23 protein-coding genes are annotated in these 25022 nt (G+C 29.5%); 22 read left to right on the top strand and 1 reads right to left on the bottom strand.

Annotation, left to right across the window (positions count from 1 at the left end):
• Positions 1–13 precede the first annotated feature (13 nt).
• The 21 genes from rimP to OW729_RS06420 all read left to right on the top strand — a co-directional run bounded on the left by rimP (position 14) and on the right by OW729_RS06420 (position 22546).
• Complete coding sequence (gene rimP / locus OW729_RS06520) at positions 14–475, top strand: ribosome maturation factor RimP (RefSeq protein WP_268060672.1); 462 nt, start codon at positions 14–16, stop codon at positions 473–475.
• Positions 476–488: 13 nt separating this feature from the next.
• Positions 489–1535 (top strand): transcription termination factor NusA, encoded by a 1047-nt coding sequence (gene nusA, locus OW729_RS06515; RefSeq protein WP_268060671.1) that lies wholly within the window; start codon positions 489–491, stop codon positions 1533–1535.
• Positions 1536–1565: 30 nt separating this feature from the next.
• Complete coding sequence (gene rnpM / locus OW729_RS06510) at positions 1566–1832, top strand: RNase P modulator RnpM (protein WP_268060670.1); 267 nt, start codon at positions 1566–1568, stop codon at positions 1830–1832.
• Positions 1833–1921: 89 nt separating this feature from the next.
• The gene (gene infB, locus OW729_RS06505; protein ID WP_268060669.1) at positions 1922–4009 is read left to right on the top strand and encodes a translation initiation factor IF-2; all 2088 of its coding nucleotides are present in this window, start codon (positions 1922–1924) and stop codon (positions 4007–4009) included.
• A gap of 14 nt (positions 4010–4023) precedes the next feature.
• Entirely contained in the window at positions 4024–4380 is a 357-nt protein-coding gene (gene rbfA, locus OW729_RS06500; protein WP_268060668.1) for a 30S ribosome-binding factor RbfA, read from the top strand.
• The gene (locus OW729_RS06495; RefSeq protein WP_268060667.1) at positions 4380–5339 is read left to right on the top strand and encodes a DHH family phosphoesterase; all 960 of its coding nucleotides are present in this window, start codon (positions 4380–4382) and stop codon (positions 5337–5339) included. The genes rbfA and OW729_RS06495 overlap by 1 nt, the downstream gene beginning before the upstream one ends.
• Positions 5339–6208 (top strand): tRNA pseudouridine(55) synthase TruB, encoded by an 870-nt coding sequence (gene truB, locus OW729_RS06490; RefSeq protein ID WP_268060666.1) that lies wholly within the window; start codon positions 5339–5341, stop codon positions 6206–6208. Before OW729_RS06495 ends, truB begins: the two co-directional genes overlap by 1 nt.
• Before the next feature lie 11 nt (positions 6209–6219).
• Positions 6220–7164 carry a bifunctional riboflavin kinase/FAD synthetase gene (locus OW729_RS06485; protein WP_268060665.1) on the top strand — a complete coding sequence of 315 codons (945 nt, stop codon included), beginning with the start codon at positions 6220–6222 and terminating at the stop codon, positions 7162–7164.
• An 86-nt stretch (positions 7165–7250) separates the two neighbouring features.
• Positions 7251–7514 (top strand): 30S ribosomal protein S15, encoded by a 264-nt coding sequence (gene rpsO / locus OW729_RS06480; RefSeq protein ID WP_268060664.1) that lies wholly within the window; start codon positions 7251–7253, stop codon positions 7512–7514.
• 108 nt (positions 7515–7622) lie between these two features.
• Positions 7623–9737: a polyribonucleotide nucleotidyltransferase gene (locus OW729_RS06475; protein ID WP_268060663.1), complete on the top strand. Its 2115-nt coding sequence runs from the start codon at positions 7623–7625 to the stop codon at positions 9735–9737.
• An 84-nt stretch (positions 9738–9821) separates the two neighbouring features.
• Positions 9822–11120, top strand: a complete 1299-nt coding sequence (locus tag OW729_RS06470; protein WP_268060662.1) for a M16 family metallopeptidase — start codon at positions 9822–9824, stop codon at positions 11118–11120.
• 54 nt (positions 11121–11174) lie between these two features.
• Entirely contained in the window at positions 11175–11459 is a 285-nt protein-coding gene (locus tag OW729_RS06465) for a YlmC/YmxH family sporulation protein (RefSeq protein ID WP_268060661.1), read from the top strand.
• Between the two features lie 19 nt (positions 11460–11478).
• Complete coding sequence (gene dapG, locus OW729_RS06460; protein WP_268060660.1) at positions 11479–12690, top strand: aspartate kinase; 1212 nt, start codon at positions 11479–11481, stop codon at positions 12688–12690.
• A gap of 67 nt (positions 12691–12757) precedes the next feature.
• A complete protein-coding gene (locus OW729_RS06455) occupies positions 12758–13438 on the top strand; it encodes a ClpP family protease (protein ID WP_326498362.1) in 681 nt (226 codons plus the stop codon).
• A 90-nt stretch (positions 13439–13528) separates the two neighbouring features.
• Complete coding sequence (locus OW729_RS06450) at positions 13529–15796, top strand: FtsK/SpoIIIE family DNA translocase (RefSeq protein WP_268060659.1); 2268 nt, start codon at positions 13529–13531, stop codon at positions 15794–15796.
• Positions 15797–15886: 90 nt separating this feature from the next.
• On the top strand, positions 15887–17227 hold the full coding sequence (rimO, locus tag OW729_RS06445; protein ID WP_268060658.1) for a 30S ribosomal protein S12 methylthiotransferase RimO: 1341 nt from the start codon (positions 15887–15889) through the stop codon (positions 17225–17227).
• Positions 17211–17753, top strand: coding sequence for a CDP-diacylglycerol--glycerol-3-phosphate 3-phosphatidyltransferase (gene pgsA / locus OW729_RS06440; RefSeq protein WP_268060657.1), 543 nt, complete (start codon positions 17211–17213; stop codon positions 17751–17753). The genes rimO and pgsA overlap by 17 nt, the downstream gene beginning before the upstream one ends.
• 163 nt (positions 17754–17916) lie before the next feature.
• Entirely contained in the window at positions 17917–18975 is a 1059-nt protein-coding gene (recA, locus tag OW729_RS06435) for a recombinase RecA (RefSeq protein WP_268060656.1), read from the top strand.
• Between the two features lie 306 nt (positions 18976–19281).
• The gene (gene rny / locus OW729_RS06430; RefSeq protein ID WP_268060822.1) at positions 19282–20808 is read left to right on the top strand and encodes a ribonuclease Y; all 1527 of its coding nucleotides are present in this window, start codon (positions 19282–19284) and stop codon (positions 20806–20808) included.
• A gap of 178 nt (positions 20809–20986) precedes the next feature.
• Positions 20987–22180: a pyridoxal phosphate-dependent aminotransferase gene (locus OW729_RS06425; protein ID WP_268060655.1), complete on the top strand. Its 1194-nt coding sequence runs from the start codon at positions 20987–20989 to the stop codon at positions 22178–22180.
• Between the two features lie 105 nt (positions 22181–22285).
• Entirely contained in the window at positions 22286–22546 is a 261-nt protein-coding gene (locus OW729_RS06420) for an HPr family phosphocarrier protein (protein ID WP_268060654.1), read from the top strand.
• A 22-nt stretch (positions 22547–22568) separates the two neighbouring features.
• On the opposite strand, the gene OW729_RS06415 is transcribed toward OW729_RS06420, so the two are convergent.
• Positions 22569–22784 carry a DUF378 domain-containing protein gene (locus OW729_RS06415; RefSeq protein ID WP_268060653.1) on the bottom strand — a complete coding sequence of 72 codons (216 nt, stop codon included), beginning with the start codon at positions 22782–22784 and terminating at the stop codon, positions 22569–22571.
• 177 nt (positions 22785–22961) lie between these two features.
• Between OW729_RS06415 and purB the strand changes: the two genes are divergently transcribed.
• Positions 22962–24395 (top strand): adenylosuccinate lyase, encoded by a 1434-nt coding sequence (gene purB, locus OW729_RS06410; protein ID WP_268060652.1) that lies wholly within the window; start codon positions 22962–22964, stop codon positions 24393–24395.
• Positions 24396–25022: the final 627 nt, after the last annotated feature.

Here is a 25022-nt window from a genome sequence, read left to right as displayed (position 1 = left end):
GGAGGCTAGAACTATGAAAAAAAATGTTTTATTAGATAAACTAAATGGGCTTATAACACCTATTGTTGAACAATTAGGCTATGAGTTATATCATATAGAATATGTTAAAGAACAAGGAGAAAATTACCTTAGAGTATATATAGATAAGGAAGAAGGAATATCTCTAGAGGATTGTGAGAAAGTAAGTAGAAGATTAAGTGATATGCTTGATGAAGAAGATCCTATTGTAGATGGATATTATTTAGAAGTATCTTCTCCAGGTATTGAAAGAATATTGTATACTGATAAACATCTAAATAGATATATAAATAATACCATTATGATTAAACTATCAAAACTATTTGATGGAAGCAAGAAATATGAAGGAAATTTAGTAAGCTTTGATAATGAAATTGTTCAAATAGAGGCTGAAGGAAAATTAATTTCTGTACCTAGAGATCGAATTAAAAGGATAATTTTAAAAGGGGAGTTTTGAGGAGGAATTTAAAATGAATGCAGAATTTATTGAAGCTTTGAGAGAAATTGTTAAAGAAAAAGGAGTAAGTGAAGACTTATTATTTGATACTGTTGAAGATGCATTAGTTTCTGCTTATAAGAAAAATTATGCAAAAGTAGGTGGAAATCTTCAAAATGTAAAAGTTACTATTAATAGAGACAATGGAGAAATTCATGTATATACATCGAAGAAAGTTGTAGAAGAAGTATCAAGTGTGAATGAAATGTCTTTAGAAGATGCCAGAGAAATAAGTCCTATATATGATATTGATGATGTTGTAGATATTGAAGTAACTCCTAGAAAGTTTGGGAGAATTGCTGCGCAAACAGCTAAACAGGTTGTTATCCAAAGAATCAAGGAAGCTGAACGAAAAGTTATTTATGATGAGTTTGTAGCCAAAGAATATGATATAATCACAGGAATAGTTATAAGAAAAGACAAAGGAAATGTATTTGTTGATTTAGGTAAAATTGAGGCGGTAATAGGTCCTAATGAGCAAATGCCTGGTGAAGAATATAATTTTAATAGTAAATTAAAATTATACATCGTAGAAGTTAAAAATACTACAAAAGGACCTCAAATTGTAGTTTCAAGGACTCATCCTGGTCTGGTAAAAAGATTATTTGAATTAGAAGTGCCAGAAATATACAATGGTATTGTGGAAATAAAAAGTATTGCTAGGGAAGCAGGCTCTAGGACGAAAATTGCAGTATACTCTCATGATGAAGATGTAGATGCTACAGGTGCTTGTGTAGGACCAAAGGGTATGAGAGTTCAAAATATTGTTGATGAACTAAGAAATGAAAAAATAGATATAATAAAATGGGATAAGTTGCCTGAAAAATACATAGCAAATGCACTAAGCCCTGCCAAAGTTGTAGATGTAGAATTAGATGAAGAAAGCAAGTCTGCTAAGATAGTTGTTGAGGATAGCCAATTATCTTTAGCTATAGGTAAAGAAGGCCAAAATGTTAGACTTGCGGCAAAATTAACTGGGTGGAAGATTGATATAAAAAGCCAATCTCAGGTTTCTGAATAAGAAATTCTTTTGAAAGGTGGTAGTTTATGTATGAAAGTAAGAAAGATACCCCAAAGAATGTGTACGGGATGTTCAGAAATGAAACCAAAGAAAGATTTAATTAGAGTTGTTAAAAATAAGGAAGATGAAGTATCCGTAGATTTAACAGGTAAAAAGCCTGGAAGAGGGGCATATATATGCAAGGACAGTAATTGTCTACAATCTGCCTTTAAAACGAAACGACTTGAAAAGAGTTTAGGTATAAGAATAACTGAGGAAATTTATAATAGATTAAAAGATGAAATTAATGAAAAATAATATATTTTTACCAAGATATATTAATTAGCTATAGCCTGGCTAAACTGCAGTGTTTTGCAGATACCAAATACTTATTGGGGGTGAATGTTTTGGCTAAAATAAGAGTTTATGAATTATCAAAAGAACTAAATATATCAAGTAGGGAGTTAATAGATATACTATTAACTGAATTCAGTATTAAAGTTAAAAATCACATGAGTGTGTTAGAAGAAGAAGATGCCGAACTTATAAAAGAAATTTTTGAAGAAAATAAAGATTTAGCAACAGGCAATAAGGAGAATGGTTCAGGCAAAAGTATTATAGATGAGTACGAAGAAGAATTGGATGAATCTGTAAATGCTAAAAAGAAAAAAAATAAGAAAAATGCTAAAAATGAAAATATAACTAATGAAGAAAGTGTTCAAGAAAAGGAAGTGAAAGATATAGAAGAAATAATAATAGAGATAGAAGATACAATCACGGTAAAAGATTTTTCAGATAAATTAGATAAACCTATAAATGAAGTAATTAAGGAATTAATGTTTATGGGAGTAATGGCTGCAATTAACCAAGAATTAGATTTTGATACAGCGGAAAAATTAGGTGAAAAATTTAATGCTATGGTTGTGAGAAAAGAAGATACTTCTGGTATTCTAGAACAAGAAGAAGATGATGATGAAGTAGGAAATGAAAAGAGACCACCAGTTGTTACTGTTATGGGGCATGTTGACCACGGTAAAACATCAATTCTTGATGCTATAAGAAAAGCAAAAGTTACAGCAACAGAAGCAGGCGGAATAACTCAACATATAGGTGCTTATACTGTAAATGTAAATGGAGAGAAAGTAACATTCTTAGACACTCCTGGGCACGAAGCATTTACAACAATGAGATCAAGAGGAGCGCAAATAACTGACGTTGTTATATTAGTTGTAGCTGCTGATGATGGTATAATGCCTCAAACAGCTGAAGCTATAAATCACTGTAAAGCTGCTGAAGTTCCTATAATAGTAGCAATTAATAAAATAGATAAAGAAGGAGCAAACATAGATAGAGTAAAGCAAGAGCTAACTGAATATAATCTTATACCAGAAGATTGGGGTGGAGATGTAATATGTGTTCCAGTTTCAGCTCATACTAAAGAAGGATTAGACACTTTACTTGAAATGGTTATTTTAACTTCTGAAATGGAAGAATTAAAAGCTGATCCTACTAGAATGGCTAAAGGAACTGTTATAGAAGCTAAACTTGATAAAGGTAGAGGTCCTGTAGCGACATTGTTAGTTCAAAATGGTACACTAAATACAGGAGATTCTATAATAGTTGGTTCTACTTATGGTAGGATAAGAGCTATGTTTGATGATAAAGGTAAAAAAATAAAATCAGCAGGTCCATCAATTCCAGTAGAGGTACTTGGATTATCAGAAGTACCAGATGCAGGAGATAGATTTAATGTAGTTAAAGATGAAAAAACAGCTAGAAATATGGCTGAAAAAAGAAAAGATAAATTAAAGGAACAGAATCTATCTACTAATAGGGTTTCTTTAGAAGATTTATATAGTCAAATAAGAGAAGGTAAAGTTAAAGAATTAAGTGTTATAGTTAGAGCTGATGTTCAAGGTTCAGCTGAAGCAGTTAAGCAATCCTTAGAAAAACTATCTACTGAAGATGTAAAGGTAAGAGTAATTCATGGAGCCGTTGGTGCTATAAGTGAAACAGATGTAACATTAGCAGCAGCTTCAAATGCAGTAATTATAGGATTTAATGTAAGACCTTCTAATAATGCAGCTACTCTTGCAGAAAAAGAAGGAGTTAACATTAGAACATATAGGATTATATATGATGCTATAGAAGATGTTAAATCAGCTATGATTGGTATGCTTGAACCAGAATATAAAGAAGTAGTTTTAGGTACTGCTGAAGTAAGAGCAACATATAAGATTTCAAGTGTTGGTACCATAGCTGGTGCTTATGTATTAAATGGGAAAATAGTTAGAAATAGTGATGTTAGAATAATTAGAGATGGTATAGTAGTGTTTGAATCAAAGCTTGCATCTTTAAAGAGATTTAAAGATGATGTTAAAGAAGTAGCCTCAGGTTATGAATGTGGAATAATGGTAGAAAAATTTAATGATATAAAAGAAGGCGACTTGATAGAAGCTTACACTATGGAAGAAATAAAACCTAAACATCTATAAAAAGGAGCGATTTTATGGCTAAGTATAGATTGGGTAGAATTAATGAAGAAATTAGAAAAGAAATAAGCAATTTAATTAATTATGACATAAATGATCCAAGACTTACAGCTATGGTTAGTGTTACTAAGGTAGAGGTAACTAATGACTTAAGATATGCCAAAGTATTTGTTAGTGTTTTTGGCAACAATGAAGAATCTAAAAATGAAAGTTTTGAGGCTTTAAAGAGTGCAGCTGGATATATGAGAAGAGAAATAGGGCATAGGGTAAAATTAAGGTATACTCCTGAATTAATATTAGAATTAGATGATAGTATAGAGCAGGGAATGCATATTAATAAGCTTCTTTATGATTTGAAAGATAAGAATAAATAATGGAATTAAATAGTTTAGTTAAATTCATTGAAAAAAGTAGAAAAATAGGCATCACATGCCACACATCTCCTGATGGAGATTCATTGGGAAGTTTACTTGCATTGTATCAGGGACTTCTCAAACTAAATAAAGAAGCATATATTATGTCTAAAGAATTGCTACCCGAAACCTTTGAATATCTACCATTTTGCCAAGAAGTAAAGAAAAATATTGATTGTGTTATTGATGATACGGATACTGTCATAGTACTTGATTGCGGCAATGTAGATAGAATAAATTCTAATATCGATATAGAAAATAGAAAATATACTTTAATAAACATAGATCACCATTTGTCTAATGATATGTACGGAGATGTAAATTATGTTGATGTAAAAGCAGCTGCAGTAGCTGAGATAATATATGAACTTTTTAATTTAATGGATGTAGATATAGATAAAGATATTGCGGTTTGCCTATATACATCTCTGCTTACAGATACAGGATCTTTTAGACACTCTAACACTACCTATAGAACGCATAAAATAGCCGGTCATTTAATTGATACGGGAATAGATTTTTCTCAAATACATAGAAATATTTTTGAGAATATGAAATATTCAAGATTGAAATTACAAGGCAAGGTTATAGAGGGGATGTATTTAGTTTTAGAAGATAGAATTTGTATTATGGAACTTACGAAAGATATATTAGAAGAATATGATATGAACAAAGGAGATACTTCTGATATTGTATCAATAGGGGGGAAGATTGATACTGTTGAAGTAACAATTTTGTTAAAAGAAACAGAAGACGGAGTAAAAGTAAGTTTAAGATCTAAGAATATAGTGGATGTAAGAAAAATAGCTGAAAAATTTGGCGGTGGTGGTCATGTAAGAGCTGCTGGATTTTCGACTAATAATAGCTTTAAAGAGATTAAGGATATACTAATTAAAGATATAGAAAAAGAGTTGGTATGATGGACGGAGTAATAAATATTTATAAACCTATAGGTATAACATCTTTTGATGTTGTAAGAACAGTAAGAAAGATTGCTAAAACTAAGAAAGTAGGACACACAGGCACGCTAGATCCTTTAGCATGCGGTGTGCTTCCTATTTGTATAGGTAAGGGAACAAAAATAGTCGATTATATAATGAAAGGCAATAAAGTATACAAAGCTAAGATGAAACTTGGAGTTCTAACAGATACTTATGATAAAGAAGGTAAAATACTCGAAATTAATGAAGTAAATGTTTCAGAAAATGACGTAAAGAACATAATTAATTCTTTTATAGGTGAAATATCTCAAGTACCACCTATGTATTCTGCTATAAAAGTACAAGGTAAGAAACTTTATGAACTTGCGCGTAAAGGTATAGAAATAGAAAGACAAGCTAGAAATATTACTATATATTATATTGATATTCTGGAAATTAAATTACCTTATGTGGAATTTGAAGTTAAATGTTCAAAAGGTACATATATAAGAAGCCTATGTTATGATATAGGTAAAAAACTTGGATGTGGAGCTTCTATGTGGGCGTTAGAGAGAGTAGAGAGCGGTAGTTTTTCAAAAAATAATTCTATATTATTAGAAGAACTAAACGAATTAAATTTTTTGCAAAAGCTAATTTCTATAGAGGAAGCTTTAACGGACTATAGTAAAGTCAAAGTAAATGATAAATGTAAACGACTATTAATTAATGGTGTTCAAGTTAAAGATACATCCTTATTAGCTGGCATAGAGAAAAATTTATTGTATAGGATTTATAGCCAGGATGAGGAATTTTTAGGCCTAGGTAAAAGAAGTGATTATGGACTTAAAATGGAAAAACTACTGATATAGAGGTTGGGGATATGATTATATACGAAGATAATTTTAGTTTGCGTTTGAAAGAAAAAACATATGTAGCATTAGGAAGTTTTGATGGACTTCACTTAGGACATATCAGTTTAATAAATAAAACTATTAATTTGGCAAAACAAAACAAATGCAAAAGTATGGTTTTCACCTTTAAAAACCATCCACTGACTATTATCAATGAGGAAATAGCTCCTAAATTAATAATAAATAATGAAATTAAATCAAGACTTTTAAATGATATTGGTATAGATATAGTTAATTATGCTAATTTTGATGAGGAGTTTATGCAGATAACGCCTGAGGAATACGTTGAAAAACTAATTAAGTGTTACAATGTACAAGGAGTAGTTGTAGGGTTTAATAATAGATTTGGATATAAAAATTTAGGAGATGTAGATTTACTTCGAGAATTGGGAGATAGACTAGGATTTGAGGTCTATGTAATTGATCCTGTAAAGGAAAATGACGAAATAATAAGTAGCTCTAGTATAAGACATCTTATTTCTGAAGGGGATATTGAAAAAGCGAATAAATATTTAACAAGAGCTTTTATGTTAGAAGGAAAAGTTATAAGAGGAAATCAGGTAGGAAGAAAAATGAATTTTCCTACTGTTAATTTAGATTACGATAAAAAATTTGTTTTGCCAAGGGGTGGGGTGTATTATACTGTTGTGGAATACAATGGTATACCTTATAAAGGTATAACTAATGTGGGATATAATCCTACTGTAAAAAACAAAAAATTAAGTATAGAAACCCACATGTTAGAATTTAATAAAGATATATATGGTGAAGATATAAAAGTATATTTTTTAAAACGCATAAGAGATGAAAAAAGATTTAATTCTTTAGAAGAACTTTCAGCTCAAATAAAAAAAGATAAAAATTATGCAAAACATCAAAAAAATATTTTACATTTTGTAACTTATTTGTTATAATTGGAGGTGCGAACCTTATGCTATGAATACTGAACGGCCAGCGGCATTCATGGGATAGAGGGGATAATACAACGGAGGTGTTGAGAATGGATAAGGCTAGAAAGCAAGAAATTATTAATCAATATGCAGTTCACGAAGGAGATACTGGATCTCCAGAAGTTCAAGTTGCTTTATTAACTGAAAGAATTAATCACTTAAATGAGCACTTAAAAGAACATAAAAAAGATCATCATTCAAGAAGAGGTCTTTTAATGATGGTTGGTAAAAGAAGAGGTCTTTTAAACTACTTAAAAGATACAGAAATTGAAAGATATCGTGAATTAATTAAAAAATTAGGATTAAGAAAATAATTCAGAGCGGGCTAGTACCGCTCTATTATTTTAGAAAACATTAATATGTTAAATTTATTAGGCAATAATATATTTATGTATTGTATATGTGTGAAGGGAGGTTATTAAATGAATCATGTTTTTGAAACAACTATAGCTGGAAGAAAATTGAGAGGCGAATTTGGAAAGCTAGGTATGCTTTCAGATTGTGCTTTAAAAATAAGCTATGGAGATACTGTAGTGCTTGTTAATGCAAATGCTTCAGATAGTCCAAGGGAAGGAATAGACTTTTTTCCATTAAGTATAGAATATCAAGAAAGATTGTATTCTGTAGGAAAAATACCAGGAGGTTTTATAAAAAGGGAAGGTAAACCTTCTGATAAATCAGTGCTAAATGCAAGAGCTATAGATAGACCACTTAGACCTTTATTTCCTAAAGGATACAGAAATGATGTTCAAATAGTATGTACAGTTCTATCTGTTGAGCAAGACAACTTACCAAATATTTTGGCTATGAATGGAGCTTCTTTAGCTTTATGTCTATCTAGCATACCATTTACAACTCCGGTAGGTACTGTATCTGTTGGAATATTAAATGGAGAGTTTGTAATAAACCCTACATCAAAACAAAGGGAAGAAAGTACACTTGATTTAACTGTTTGCGCAACTCAAGACAGAGTTATGATGATAGAAGCAGGTGGTTCTGAAATTCCTGAAGATGTAATGTGTGATGCCATAATGTTTGGATTTGAAGAATGTAAAAAAATAGCTAAATTCCAAGAAGAAGTTATGGAGCAGTATGGAAAAACTAAAGCAGAAGTTGAATTATACAAGGTAGATGAGAATATTGAAAAAGAAGTTAAAGAATTTGCCTTTGATATGATAAAAGAAGCTATGTACATTACAGATAAAGATGAGAGAAATGCAGCTATAGATAAAGTAAAAGAAAAGATAAATGAAGAATTTGCAGAAAAATATCCAGATAATGCTGCAGACATAAGTGAAATAGTATATAAGACTCAAAAATACGTAGTAAGAAATATGATTTTAAATGAAGAAAGAAGACCTGATGGAAGAAGCTTCAAGCAAATAAGACCGTTATCATCTGAAGTTCAAATATTACCTAGAACTCATGGAAGTGGAGTATTTACAAGAGGATTAACTCAAGTTATGAGTGTAGCTACACTAGGTTCTATAAGTGAAGTACAAATATTAGATGGTATTGGAGAAGAAACATCTAAAAGATATATGCATCATTATAATTTCCCATCTTATAGTGTTGGTGAAGTAAAACCATTAAGAGGACCAAATAGAAGAGAAATAGGCCATGGTGCATTAGCAGAAAAAGCATTAGAACCTTTAATTCCTAGTGAAGATAAATTTCCATATGCTATAAGAGTAGTTTCAGAAGTTTTAAGCTCAAACGGTTCAACTTCTCAAGCTAGTGTTTGTGCAAGTACTCTTGCGTTACTTGATGCAGGTGTTCCAATTATAAGACCAGCTGCTGGTATTGCTATGGGGTTAGTTACAAGTGAAGACCTTAAAGAAGAAGAAATACTCACAGATATACAAGGACTTGAAGATTTCTTTGGAGATATGGACTTTAAAGTAGCAGGAACAGAAAAAGGTATTACAGCTATACAAGTTGATACAAAAATAGCTGGTTTATCTAATGAATGTATAAAGAAGGCTATAAATGATGCAAGAGAAGCTAGAATGCAAATACTAAATGTTATGAATGAATGTATACCACAACCAAGAGAAGAAGTATCTGTTTATGCACCAAAAGTATTTACAATAAAAATAAATCCTGACAAGATAAAGGATGTAATTGGTGGTGGTGGTAAAACTATCAATAAGATTATTGATGAAACTGGTGTTAAGATAGATATTAAAGATGATGGTTCTGTTTTTGTAACAGCTGAAGATTACCCATCAGGTAAAAGAGCTTTAGAGTTAATTGAAAGCTATGCAAAAGAAGTTATTGCTGGAGAAGTTTATTTAGGTAGAGTTACTAAGGTATCAAACTTTGGAGCTTTTGTAGAAATCTTACCTGGTAAAGAAGGATTAGTTCATATATCTAAACTAGATGTTAAACGTGTAAATAAAGTTGAAGATATTGTATCTGTTGGAGATGAAATATTAGTTAAAGTTACTGATATAGATCAAATGGGTAGAATAAACCTTTCAAGAAAGGATGCTATTCAAGACTCAACAAAAGATGCTGAAGAGCAAAACAACTAAAATATGATTAAATGAAGCGATAAGTAGAAGGGCATTGAAATGCCTTTTTATTTTATAATTTTAGCTTATATAGCAGGAGGGCGTATGTATAAGTTATTTAAATTAAATAATGGTTTAAGAATTATATTTGAAAAAATAGACTATGTAAGTTCTGCTACTGTAGGTATTTGGGTTGAAAATGGTTCAAGAAATGAAAATTATAAAAACAATGGTATTTCACATTTTATAGAACATATGTTTTTTAAAGGGACAGAAAGTAAAAATGCTAAAGAAATAGTTGAAGTTGTTGAAAACTTAGGTGGTCAAATAAATGCTTTTACAGGAAAAGAAGCAACTTGTTTTTACATAAAGGTATTGAATTCTCATTTGGAACTTGGATTAGAGTTGTTGTCTGATATGTTGTTTAATAGTAAATTTTCTGTAGAGGATATAGAAAAGGAAAAAAAAGTAGTAATAGAAGAAATAAATATGAGCAAAGATGATCCAGAAGATGTTTTGATAGATTTACACTCATGCGCTGCTTTTGGTGAAGATTCAATTGCTTTACCCATTTTGGGAAATGAAGAGACTGTAGGTTCTTTTACTAGAGAAATGCTTTTAGAATATGTAAAATCATATTACATACCAGAAAATTCAGTAATATCCATATGTGGTAATTTTGATGAAGATAATATACATAAAATAATAGAAAAATTTTTTGGAGAATGGAATAGTAATAATAAAAAAATTACAAATTATTCATTACCACAGATTTTAAATAATAACTTATTTCAAAATAAAAAAATAGAACAACTTCATATAGGATTAGGATTGAGGGGTGTAGAAACAGGTAATGATGATGTTTACCCTATGATGATATTAAATACTATTCTAGGTGGTGGAGCATCATCAAAATTATTTCAGAAAATAAGAGAAGATTTAGGGATGTGTTATTCTATATATTCATATTTGTCTCCTTACATAAATTGCGGAATAACTACTATATATACTAGTCTAAATCCTATATATGCAATTGATGCAATAAATTATATAAAAGAAGAATTAATTGATTTTTCTAAAACAGAAATTACTGATTTTAAATTGTTAAAGTTAAAAGAGCAGATAAAAGGTAATTTTATTTTAGGGTTAGAAAGCACTAGTAGTAGGATGTTTAGAAATGGAAGAATTGCATTATTTTTAAATAAAATTATTACACCAGAAGATATAATGAATAAAGTTGATTCTATAAATAAAGAAGATTTACAAAGAGTAATGAACAATACTTTTAAGCTTGGAATACAAAATTCAGCTTTTGTAGGTCAAAATTTTGATGAAGAGCTAATACTAAATGTATTAGAAAAAGATAAAGTGGCATTTAAAAATTATAAAAGTATAAATATATAGTAATATACCTCTGCTATATATCATACTATATATAATATATATAGTAGAGGGGGAATGAATTTGGAATTTAATAATAGTAAGTTTTATAGTGAACTTGAAAATTATGAAATAATTAATATAAATAATGGGGAGAGATATAATTATCTTTCAAATAATGATATAATAATCGATGAAAATGGGGAAATGAAATTTTTGATAATAAATAATGGTAAATCCCATTTTAACTTTTTTTCTAATTCTGAAATTTTAGAGATACCTTGGGAATATGTAAATAAAATTGGTGCGAGAACTATAATAGTAGATGTAGAAGAATCAGAATTAAAAAGAATAAATAAATAAAGTGACTTGGAGGAATAACATGAAAATTTTAATACAAAAATTTGGGGGAACATCTGTATCTACTCATGAACGAAGAATAGCTGTAGTTGAAAAAATTGCTAAAGCTAAAGAATCTGGTTATTCACCAGTTGTAGTTGTGTCAGCTATGGGTAGAATAGGACAACCATACGCTACAGATTCTCTTTTAATGCTTTTAACAGACGAATATAAAAATAATGATAAAAATAAACAAGGTGTAGATCTTTTAATGGGATGTGGGGAAATAATAAGTTCTGTGGTTTTATGTAACGAATTATATTCTCATGATATAGATTCAGTTCCGCTTACAGGAGGCCAGGCTGGAATTATAACTGATAATGAGTTTGGTAATGCACAATTAAAAAATGTTAATACAGATAATTTAATGAAGTTGTTAAAAGAAGATAAAATACCAGTTGTAACAGGGTTCCAAGGCGAGAATGAAGATGGGTTCTTAACTACACTTGGAAGAGGCGGCAGTGATGTTAGTGCAGCTATACTAGGTGTGGCTTTAAAAGCAGAAGAAATTCATATATACACAGATGTTGATGGAATTATGACAGCAGATCCTAGAATAGTTGAAAATGCAGCTCTTATAAAAGAGATGAGTTATAATGAAGTTTCTCAATTTGCATACCAAGGAGCTAAGGTAATTCATCCTAGAGCTGTAGAAATTGCTATGAAAGGTAATATACCTCTAGTTATAAAGAATACAATGAGTGAGTGTGTAGGAACAACTATTGATAATGTAGGTGACTTAGATAGTAACAAGCCTGTAACTGGAATAACTCATATGACTGATAGAGTTCAAATTAAAGTAGAGTTATCAAAAAATCATGATAATGATAATTATCATACTATATTACCTGAGCTCGCAGAAAATTTAATAAGTATAGATTTAATAAATGTGTTTACGAATCAGAAGATATTTACAATAAATCATAGTGATTTAGCAAAGGTTGATTCTATAATGAAAAAGCTAAATTTAAAATATTCTCATATTGATAATTGTAGTAAGATAGCTATTATAGGTTCTGGTATGTGTGGAATACCAGGAGTTATGGCTAGAATTTTAAAATCTTTAACAAAAGAGAATATTGAAATTTTTCAGACAGCAGATTCTCATACAACAATATGGTGTTTAGTAGAATCTAGGTATACACAAGAAGCTATAAATGCACTTCATAAAGAATTTAATTTAGAAAATAAATAAAATGAATAGTCATTCCTCATTAAGTAAAGAATAAGTTTAGATAGGAGGAGTGGCAGTGAGTGAAAAAATAATAGATAATGAAGAAAAAAACACAAAAACAGATACAATAAAAGAATTAGGAGTACCTAATGTTACAAGTTTTCCTGAAAGAATTAGCGTATTACCTATAATAGGCCAAATAGAAGGTCATTCTATATCTACGCCCCAAACAAAAGCTACTAAATATGAGCATTTAATTCCTCAATTAGTATCTATTGAAATGAATGATAGTGTAGAAGGTGTTTTAATAATTTTAAATACAGTAGGAGGAGATGTAGAGGCAGGGCTTGCTATATCAGAGATGATAAGAAGCTTGAGTAAACCTACAGTATCTTTAGTTATTGGAGGAGGACATTCGATTGGAGTGCCACTTGCTACATGTGCAGATTATTCATTTATATCTCCTAGTGCTACTATGATTATTCATCCAATAAGAATGAATGGATTAGTATTAGGTGTACCTCAGACATTTGAGTATTTTAATAAGATGCAAGAAAGAATAATTGAATTTATAACAGAGACTTCAAAGATAACCAAAGGTACTCTTAGAAGGTTGATGCTTCAAACAGACGAATTATTAAATGATATGGGAACAATATTAATAGGAAATCAAGCAGTAGAGTATGGACTTATAGATGAGGTAGGAGGGCTTAGTGATTCTATAAATAAATTAGAGAGAATGATTCAGGATAATAAAAAAGAAAACTAGCCAAATATTTCATTCTTGGCTAGTTTTCTTTATGATAATATAAAAAGGATTATTTATTTAAAATGTAGAACTAAAGATAGAGGTGATATAATGGCCAGAAAAATAAATGATAAAAAGAAGAGAAGCACAAATCGAGAAAAGTCTAGATATCACAATGATATTAAAGGTATAGTTCTTATAACTTGTGGAATACTAATGCTTCTAAGTGTTTTTGCAACAAATTCTGCAGGATTAGTAGGACAAACTGTAAAGAAAGTACTTATTTATCTTATGGGGATAGGAGCATACGTTGCACCTATTGTATTGATACTTTTAGGGGTAAGCTTTATAACTAATAATGGTAAATTGAATTTTAATAGAAGATTTTATGGCATAATATTGTGTATAATTAACTCTCTTCTTTTTATCCAAATGATGAGCATTGATAAATATTATGAAGAAGGAAAAATGTTAGATGTTTTAAAAAGGTTATATATGGAACAAGATTATATACATGCAGGGGTTATAGGATTCTTGATAGATATACCTCTTTATAAGTTATTTGGTAGTATGGGTTCTTATATAATTTTCATAGGTATTTATAGTATTGCTTTTATATTAATATCTCAAATAACTTTAAATGATATATTAAAAAACTTTAAAAACAGAAATAAAAATACTAATACACTAAAAGAGAAAGATAAGACATTAATAGATTTTAAAGAAAAAGAATCTATTGATATAAAAGAAAAGGACGAAGATGAACAATCTTTTATAAAAAATATAAATAATAAGCTTAAAATTATAGATTTTATGAAAGCTGGAGATAGTAATCAAGAGCCTAAAATTATAGATAATATAAGTAATAGAAATGTTATAGAAGAGGAAGTTTCTGCAGAAAAAATTAATGAGGAATTGAATGAAAAAATAATAAAAGCATCGGATAATCACAAAACAGAATATATATACCCTTCAGAGGAATTATTAAATTATAATCCAGTTGAAATTAATAATAAAAACAATAAAAGAGAACTTATAAGTATAGCTTCTAAGCTTGAAGAAACTTTAGCTAGTTTTGGAGTAGATGCTAAAGTTATACAAGTTACTAGAGGACCATCTGTAACCAGATTTGAACTTCAACCAAGTCCAGGAGTAAAAGTTAGTAAAATAACACATTTATCGGATGATATAGCTTTAAGTTTGGCAGCTTCAAGTATTAGGATAGAAGCGCCTATCCCAGGGAAAAGTGCTGTTGGAATAGAAGTGCCTAATACAACTGTATCACCTGTGTATTTAAGAGAAGTTTTAGAAGATCCTGCTTTTAGAAATTTTGATAAAAATTTAGCTTTTGCATTAGGAAAAGGTATAGGTGGAAACTGTGTTGTTGCAGATTTATCTAAGATGCCTCATTTACTTATAGCAGGAGCAACTGGATCAGGTAAAAGTGTTTGTATAAATACACTTATTATTAGTTTGCTTTATAAATATTCTCCAGATGATGTAAAATTACTTTTAGTAGATCCTAAGGTGGTAGAATTAATTGTATATAATGAAATACCTCATTTACTAATACCTGTAGTTACTAATCCTAAAAAAGCCGCTGGAGCACTGAATTGGGCTGTAAATGAAATGACTAGAAGATATAGTCTATTTGCAGAAAATAATGTTAGGAATATAGAAGGGTATAACGATTTATTTAGCAAGGGAAAAGTAGAAGATAAGCTTCCATGGATAGTAATTATAATAGACGAGCTCGCTGATCTTATGATGGTATCCCCTGGAGAAGTGGAAGAATATATAGCTAGATTAGCACAAATGGCTAGAGCTGCAGGTATGCACTTGGTAATTGCAACTCAAAGACCATCAGTAGATGTAATAACTGGAGTAATCAAAGCTAATATTCCATCTAGGATATCTTTCGCTGTTTCAAGTCAAATTGATTCAAGAACAATATTAGATTCATCTGGAGCTGAAAAATTATTAGGTAGAGGAGATATGTTGTTCTATCCTGTAGGAGAATCTAAGCCTGTAAGAATACAAGGAGCTTTTATATCAGAAGAAGAAGTGGAGAAAGTAGTGGGTTCTATTAAAAATCATGAAAATGATGTAGTTTATGAAGAAGAAATATTGGAAGAAATTAATACAAACTTTGAAAAAAAGAATTCAGATTATGACGAATTACTTGATGAAGCTATAAAATTAGTTATTGAATCAGGACAAGCTTCTGCATCATTTTTGCAAAGAAAGCTTAGAATAGGATATAATAGAGCGGCTAGGATTATAGAACAAATGGAGGGAAAAGGGATAATATCAGGTAGAAATGGTAGCAAACCAAGGCAAATATTAGTAGATAGTAGTATAGATGAAAAAGAAAATTAAAAATCTGTAAAATTACTTGTTAAAATCTATTGTAAGATTTACAATATGTTTTATGATATATTAAATAATTAACTTTAAGGAGGAAATCAAGTGACCAAATATAGTATAGGACTTGTTAGTTTAGGATGTGATAAAAATAGGATTGATTCTGAATTAATATTAGGCAGTTTATATGATAAATACAAAATAGTAAATAACCCAAAAGAAGCAGATATAATTATTGTGAATACATGCGGATTTATTGAAAGCTCAAAAGAAGAATCTATAAATACCATATTAGAAATGTCTGAATATAAGAATGAGAAATGTAAACTTTTAATTGCAACAGGATGTCTTACACAAAGATACTCTGATGAATTACATAATCTTATACCAGAGATTGATATTATGTTAGGGGTGAATGATTACAAGAAATTAAATGATTATATAGAATGTTTTTTTAATAAAAAGACTATAGATAGAATACGTAATTGTAATTATAGTGATACTATAATTAATGAAGGTAAAAGAATACTTACTACTCCTTCACATAGTGCTTATCTAAGAATAGGTGAAGGTTGCAGTAATTTTTGTACATATTGTGTTATCCCTAAAATAAGAGGTAAATATAGAAGCAGGAAAATGGAAAATATACTTACAGAAGCAAAAGAATTAGTTGAAAATGGTGTTAAAGAATTAATATTAGTTGCTCAAGATACTACTCGTTATGGAATTGATTTATATAATGAACATAAGCTGCCAGAATTGATAAAGGAAATATCTAAAATAAATGACTTAGAGTGGATAAGGGTATTATACTGTTATCCAGAAGAAATTACAGATGAATTAATAGAGGAGATAGCGACTAATGATAAAGTGTGTAATTATTTAGATATTCCTATACAACATATAAGCAATTCAGTATTGAAGAGAATGAACAGAAAAGGTACTAAAGAAGAAATAATTAGTAATATTTTAAAATTAAAAGCTAAGATAAAAGATTTATCTTTACGTACTTCAATAATTGTAGGTTTTCCAGGAGAAACTGATTCTGAATTTAATGAACTAAAAGATTTTATATCCGAAATAAAATTTGATAAGCTTGGGGTATTTAAATACTCTCAGGAAGAAAATACACCAGCAGCTAAAATGGAAAATCAGATAGAAACTGATATTAAAGAAAAAAGAGAAGAAGAGTTAATGCTCATACAGCAGAGAGTTTCTAAAGAGAATAATAGTCAAAAGATAGGCAAAAGATATAAAGTGTTAGTGGAAGGAAAAAATGAAGAGTACTGGATTGGAAGAAGCTATGAAATGTCTCCAGAAATAGATGGTGCAATTTTCTTTAAGTGTGATAAAATATTAAATATAGGTGATTTTATAGAAGTTTCAATAAAAGAGGCTTTAGAATATGATTTAATAGGAGTTGTATGCGATGAATCTTGCAAATAAATTAACAATATTGAGAATTATACTAATACCTGGTTTTTTAGTATTTATTTCTTTAAATACTACTCTAGGTACTATTATAGCTATTGTGATTTTTGCAGCTGCATCCTTCACAGATAAATTAGATGGATACATTGCGAGAAGTAGAAATCAAGTAACGAAATTTGGTAAGTTCATGGATCCACTAGCAGACAAACTTTTAGTTACTTCTGCTCTTGTTTCTTTAGTTGAACATGGGGTTGTACCTACATGGGTAGCTATGATAATAATAGCAAGAGAATTTGCTGTAACTGGGCTAAGGGCAGTTGCAGCTGCAGAGGGCGTTGTTATAGCAGCTAGTTGGTGGGGAAAAATAAAAACTGTTTCTCAAATGACAGCTATTATAGTTGCTTTAATTAAACTTATATATAGTCCTGCTTTTATAGTATATATAACATACATATCATTAGGCATTTGCACTGTGATAACTATTATATCGGGACTTGATTATTTTATAAAAAATAAAAGTGCTCTTAGCACTGAAAACTGATTAAATTATTTTTAAATGGATATAATTACTAATAAGTTCCTATATTACCAACTAATAGGAACTTTTATATTATTATAATGTTGACCTAAGATATAAAATGTTATATAATTGTAATAGAACGAGTGTTCGATAAGAAAGGATGGTGACCCCTTCGGGGATATATATGGATAGTGAAAAATTAAAAGCGTTGCAAGCGGCTATGAATCAAATCGAAAAACAATTTGGAAAAGGTTCAGTAATGAAACTTGGAGAAGATAGTGTGCTTAATGTGGAGTCTATTTCAACAGGAAGTTTATCTTTAGATATAGCACTAGGAATAGGTGGAATACCAAGAGGTAGAATAATTGAAGTGTTTGGACCTGAGTCATCAGGTAAAACTACAGTTGCGCTACATATTGTTGCGGAAACTCAAAAGGCAGGAGGAACCGCAGCTTTTATAGATGCGGAGCATGCTCTAGATCCTATTTATGCAAAAGCATTGGGAGTTGACATTGATAACTTAGTAGTTTCTCAACCAGATACGGGAGAACAAGCATTGGAAATTTGTGAGGCTCTAGTAAGATCTGGTGCAGTAGATATAATAATAATTGACTCAGTTGCAGCTTTAGTACCAAAAGCTGAAATAGAAGGTGAAATGGGAGATTCTCATGTAGGACTTCAAGCAAGACTTATGTCTCAAGCTCTAAGAAAATTGGCAGGAGCTATTAACAAATCAAGATGTTCAACAATATTTATAAATCAATTAAGAGAAAAAGTTGGAATTATGTTTGGAAATCCTGAAACAACTCCAGGTGGTAGAGCTTTAAAATTCTATTCTTCTGTAAGATTAGATGTTAGAAGAATAGAAACTATTAAACAGGGAGATGAGTTTTTAGGTAATAGAACAAGAGTGAAGGTTGTTAAAAATAAGGTAGCACCTCCATTTAAACAAGCTGAATTTGACATAATGTATGGAACTGGTATTTCATATGAAGGTAATGTGCTTGATGTTGGTGTAGATGAAGAAATAATCCAAAAGAGTGGTTCTTGGTTTTCTTATAAAGATATTCGTTTAGGTCAAGGAAGAGAAAATGCTAAACAATTTTTAAGGGAAAATACCAATGTTTTATATGAAGTAGAGAACCAAATTAGAGATAAACACGATTTGCCAAAAAGAAATATGGCTAATAAGGTAGAAAAAAAAGCTGATAGTGAAAAAGAGTCTAATAAAGAAAAAAAATAATATGTAATAAAAAGACACTTTTTAGGTATTTTACTTAATAAAAGTGTCTTTTTATTTGTACAAATGGATATAATATAAGAACAAGCAAGATTAATTTATGCGATATAAAGATTTTCAGCAGTTTTTTCATAAACTTGACATAAATTTAAAAATAATATAAAATGAATACAAATACTGGTTTAACATGTGAAAATGATATTTATATATAAGTAAATATAAAACACCTTTCTAAACTTCGCTAATGCTTACTATGGTTTATTCAAAATAGAATAGTGAGGAGGTGTTGTTTTGAGTAATAATAATTTTATGTACTTAGTGCTTTTTGCTGTTGTTATTTTATTTGTGTTTGTAACAGTATACGTTAGAAAAAATATATCACAAGCAAAGATTTCGGAAGCTGAGATTAAGGCAAAGGATATAGTAGGAGAAGCTGAAAAAAATGCAGAATCTATAAAGAAAGAAGCTATTTTGGAAGCTAAAGAAGAAGTTCATAGGTTAAGAAATGATTTTGAAAAAGAATCAAGGGAAAGACGTAATGAGCTTCAAAGATTGGAAAGAAGAAATATTCAACGTGAAGAATTGTTGGATAAGAAGAGTGATGCAATTGAGAAAAAAGAAGAAGCACTTAATAAAAAACAACAGGAAGTAGAAGAGAAAGAAGCTAGTATAGAAGAGCTTTACGAAAAACAACGACAAGAACTTGAAAGATTATCTGGTTTGACTTCCGAAGAAGCTCGTCAAATTTTACTGGAAGAAACTAGAAAAGAAATCAAACATGAAACTGCTATGATGATCAAAGATATGGAAAACAAAGCTAAAGAAGAAGCTGACAAAAAGGCTAGAGAAGTAATTTCTTGTGCTATACAAAGATGTGCAGCAGATCATGTGGCAGAGAGTACTGTACATGTAGTGGCTCTTCCGAATGATGAAATGAAGGGTAGAATTATTGGTAGAGAAGGAAGAAATATAAGAACATTAGAAACTCTAACAGGAGTAGATTTAATAATCGATGACACTCCTGAAGCTGTAATTTTATCTGGGTTTGATCCTATAAGAAGACAGGTTGCTCGCATAGCTCTTGAAAAATTGATTATCGACGGTAGAATTCATCCAGCAAGAATTGAAGAGATGGTAGAAAAAGCTAAAAAAGAAGTAGAAAACGATATAAAAGAAGAAGGCGAACAGGTAACATTCGAAACAGGTGTACATGGTCTTCATCAAGAGTTAATAAAACTTTTAGGAAGATTAAAGTATAGAACAAGTTACGGTCAAAATGTTTTGAAGCATTCTATAGAAGTTTCTTATTTAGCAGGTGTTATGGCTTCAGAGTTAGGAATAGATCCGACAATGGCTAAAAGAGCAGGTTTGCTACATGATATTGGTAAAGCTGTAGATCATGAAATTGAAGGACCACATGCACTCATAGGTGCTGAAATTGCAAAAAAACATCATGAGTCTTCTATAATAGTGAACGCTATTGCGGCTCATCATGGTGATGTTGAATATGATTCAATAGAAGCGATTTTAGTTCAAGCTGCGGATGCTATATCAGCAGCAAGACCTGGGGCAAGAAGAGAAACTTTAGAAGCTTATATTAAGAGATTAGAAAAACTTGAAGAAATAGCGAATTCCTATGAGGGTGTAGAAAAGTCATATGCTATACAAGCAGGAAGAGAAGTTAGGATTATGGTTAAACCAGAGCAAATTAATGATGCTGAGTGTATCGAAATGGCTAGAAATATAGTTAAAACAATAGAAAAAGAATTAGAGTATCCTGGTCAAATTAAAGTTAATATAATACGTGAGATCAGGGCCATTGAGTATGCAAAGTAAATTTAAAGATAAAAAAGCGGAGTCTTTTAATTAAATAAGAGACTGTGCTTTTTTTATTAATAAATTTATTAATATATAATCCTTAAATGTGATAAAATAAATTTAATTTATGATTTACACTTTTGTTAATAAATGATATATTTTTTTATATAAACTTTAATAGATAGGGGAAGTGTTTATGAATTTATCAAGTAAAGCAAAACAAATAGCGCCATCTTTAACTTTATCAATTACTGCAAAAGCTAAGGAAATGTCTAAAAATGGTATTGATGTTGTGAGTTTTGGTGCGGGGGAACCTGATTTTAATACACCTGAAAATATACAAAATGCAGCTATAAAAGCTATAAAAAATGGGTTAACTAAATATACTGCTGCATCGGGTATAAATGAACTAAAGGAAGCTATTGTTAATAAATTCAAATCAGATAATGGATTAGATTATTCTAATGATCAAATAATTATTTCTACAGGGGCTAAGCAATGTTTAGCTAATGCTTTTCAAGCTATACTTAATAGAGGAGATGAAGTTTTAGTTCCTACCCCATATTGGGTTAGTTATCCAGAATTAATAAAGTTGGCAGATGGAGTGCCTGTGTTTGTTAATAATAAAAAGAGTAATGGTTATAAATACTCTTTAGATGTTCTTGAGGAATGTATTACCGCAAATACAAGGGCTATAATTGTAAATAGTCCTAATAATCCTACTGGGTGTATTTATACAAGAGATGAACTAAAGATGATTGCTGATTTCGCTAAAAAATACAATTTAATAATAATATCAGATGAAATATATGAAAAATTAATTTATGGAGATAATAAACATATCAGCATTGCTAGTTTATCTGAAGATGCATATAATAGGGCTATTGTAATTAATGGTGTTTCTAAATCTTATGCTATGACAGGGTGGAGAATTGGTTATGCTGCAAGTAGTAAGGAAATTATAAAGTTAATGTCAAGTATTCAAAGTCATACAACATCTAACCCTAATTCTATTGCTCAATATGCAGCTTTAGAAGCATTGAATGGAGACCAATCTTCAATGAATTTGATGGTTAAAGAATTTGAAAAAAGAAGAGACTCTATGATTGATAGAATAAATAAAATTGATAAAGTTTCCTGTTTAAAGGCTGATGGTGCCTTTTATATTATGATTGATGTTTCGAATTTTTATGGGAAAAAAATAAAAGAATCTGTTATAAATGATTCTTTAGAATTTTCTAGAGTTCTATTGGAAGAGGAAAATGTAGCTGTAATTCCAGGTGATGCATTTGGATTAGGTGACTACATAAGAGTTTCTTATGCTACATCTATGGAAAATATAGAAAAAGGATTAGAAAAAATTCAAAAATTCTTACTAAAATTAGAATAGTATATACAAATTTGTATTTATAAGTTGAGAAATTGAAAAAAAATGTTATAATAGTCTTGTGACTATAATACATAGTGTAAAAAAAGGATAAGGGGTGACGAAAAAATGATTAAAAAGGAAGCTGTAGTAAAATGTTCAACAGGATTACATGCTAGACCTGCTACTTTGTTAGTAAAGAAAGCATCTTCTTTTAAATCAGATATATATCTTGAATATAAAGATAAAAAAGCAAATATTAAGAGTTTAATTGGAGTTCTTTCTTTAGGAGTTACTAAAGATTCACCTGTAACTGTCATAGCTTCAGGGGATGATGAAACTTTAGCTACTGAAGAGATTGCTAAGCTAATAGAATCTATAGAAGAATAAATAAAAGGCTTATTATAGCCTTTTATTTATTTTGAGAATAGTTACTTTTCTTAATGAATAAAATGGTATTTATAGCACTTAACCCTATCAAAATGTAAATTAAACGTTCTACGAGCGGTGCGAAACTGAAAAGTAAGTTTACTAGGTTTTTATCAAATAATCCTATAACTCCCCAGTTAATAGCGCCAATTATAATAAGCACAAAAGAAATTTTGTCTATTGAATTTAACTTATACATATGTACCCCCTAATTATTCAAAATATTACTTAGTAAAAGTATATTACTTGTCCTAAAAAAATAGAACAAACACATAAATACGAATAAAAATATTACAAATATAAATAATATATGTTATAATATGAATTATAAACGCAGTATAACTTTAAAACATATGGTTATGGAGGTTTTTTATATATGGTAAGAAATGTTTATAATACACCTTTGACTAGTAGATATGCATCTCTTGAGATGTCATACCTTTTTTCTGATGAAAAAAAATTTAAAACATGGAGAAAGCTTTGGGTAGCTTTAGCAGAAAGTGAAAAAGAATTAGGTTTAAATATATCTGAGGAACAGATTTGTGAATTAAAAGAAAATGTAGAATGTATAAATTATGAAGATGCTGAGAAAAAAGAAAAAGAAATACGTCATGATGTAATGAGTCATGTTTATGCTTATGGGCTTCAATGTCCTAAGGCAAAAGGGATTATACATTTAGGGGCAACTAGTTGCTATGTAGGGGATAATACAGATTTAATAATAATGAAGGAAGCATTAATAATAATAAGAAACAAGGTTTTATCTGTAGTAAGTAATTTATCCAAATTTGCATTGAAATATAAAGAACTTCCTACTTTGGGATTTACTCATTTACAACCAGCTCAACTTACAACGGTTGGTAAGAGAGCTACCCTATGGATTCAAGATCTTCTTTTAGATGTAGAAAGAATTAATTTTGTTATAGATAGTTTGAAGTTGAGAGGGGTAAAGGGAACTACAGGAACTCAAGCAAGTTTTATGAAGTTATTTGATAACAATGAAGAATTGGTTAAGAAATTAGATAAATTAGTATCTGGAAAAATGGGGTTTGCAAATACATATGCTGTTACTGGTCAAACTTATCCTAGAAAAGTTGATTCAATAGTTTTGAATGTTCTTTCTGAAATAGCGCAAAGTGCGTATAAGTTTAGTAATGACTTAAGGTTGCTTCAAAGTATGAAAGAGATGGAAGAACCTTTTGAAAAAAAGCAAGTGGGATCATCAGCTATGGCTTATAAAAGAAACCCTATGAGGTCTGAAAGAATAAGCGCTTTAAGCAGACATATAATAGTTAACTCTCTTAATCCGGCAATTACCGCTGGAACTCAATGGTTTGAAAGAACATTAGATGATTCTGCAAACAAACGATTAGCGGTGTCAGAAGCATTTTTAGCTTTGGATGGAGTTTTAAATTTATATATAAATATATCTAGTAATATGGTTGTGTACGAAAAAGTTATAGCCGCTCATGTGGAAAACGAACTTCCTTTTATGGCTACTGAAAATATATTGATGGAAGCTGTAAAGAGGGGAGGGGATAGGCAAGAGTTACACGAAAAAATAAGGACTTTATCTATGGAAGCAGGAAAAAGAGTTAAAGAAGAGGGTCTTAATAATGATTTAATTGAAAGGATAATTAATGATGAGTCTTTTCTTATGAATAAAGAAGAAATATTATCTATTATTGATCCTAAAAATTTTGTAGGAAGGGCTCCAGGGCAAGTAGATAATTTTATAAAAGATTATATAAATCCAATTATAGAAGAATATAAAGAAGAATTAAATATAGATGTTTCTATAAATGTGTAGTTATTTAGAAGTTTATTTTTGAGATTGATATGAGTTGTGAGCTCATATCAATCTCTTTCTATTTTATATATTTTTTCTCTCCCTCTTTTTGCATTAAATGAAATATGCTAAATGGAAATTATGTAGATTGAGTAATTAAAATAAATTTTCATCACTGTTAGTTGGAAAAAATGAAATGACAATGTATTTTAAAAAATATTAATTATATAATAGTACTGTACATCTAACACTATTGTATATTTTATAGTATTGCATATGAATTAATATTAAAAATTAAATAACATAATACATTCTTAAATAATAAATATTTAAAAATAACAAATCATAAAAAATAATAAATATAAAAAGATAATAAATAAAAATAAATATTTAATTAAAATAGAAAATCGATATATGAAAATATTGATTATTAAATGAAAATCTTTCGATATAATTTATATATACATCCATTTATATAAAAAATAAAGTTAAAGTAAATTCCAAAAGTATAAAACTAAGTTTGAATTGAAAATGAAAATATTTTTTGTAAATAAACAAGATTTTTGCTTTTGTGTGATTTATAAAGAGATTTTAAACGTCATATTGTATTTTATAGTTAAAAATTTAATTAAACAAATTTATTGAGGA

Origin of the sequence: Clostridium brassicae (genome assembly GCF_026738875.1) — a bacterium.
Classification (GTDB): Bacteria; Bacillota; Clostridia; order Clostridiales; family Clostridiaceae; genus Clostridium_H; species Clostridium_H brassicae.
Note: the sequence above shows the minus strand (reverse complement) of the source record. Positions and strands in the feature narration are given on the sequence as shown.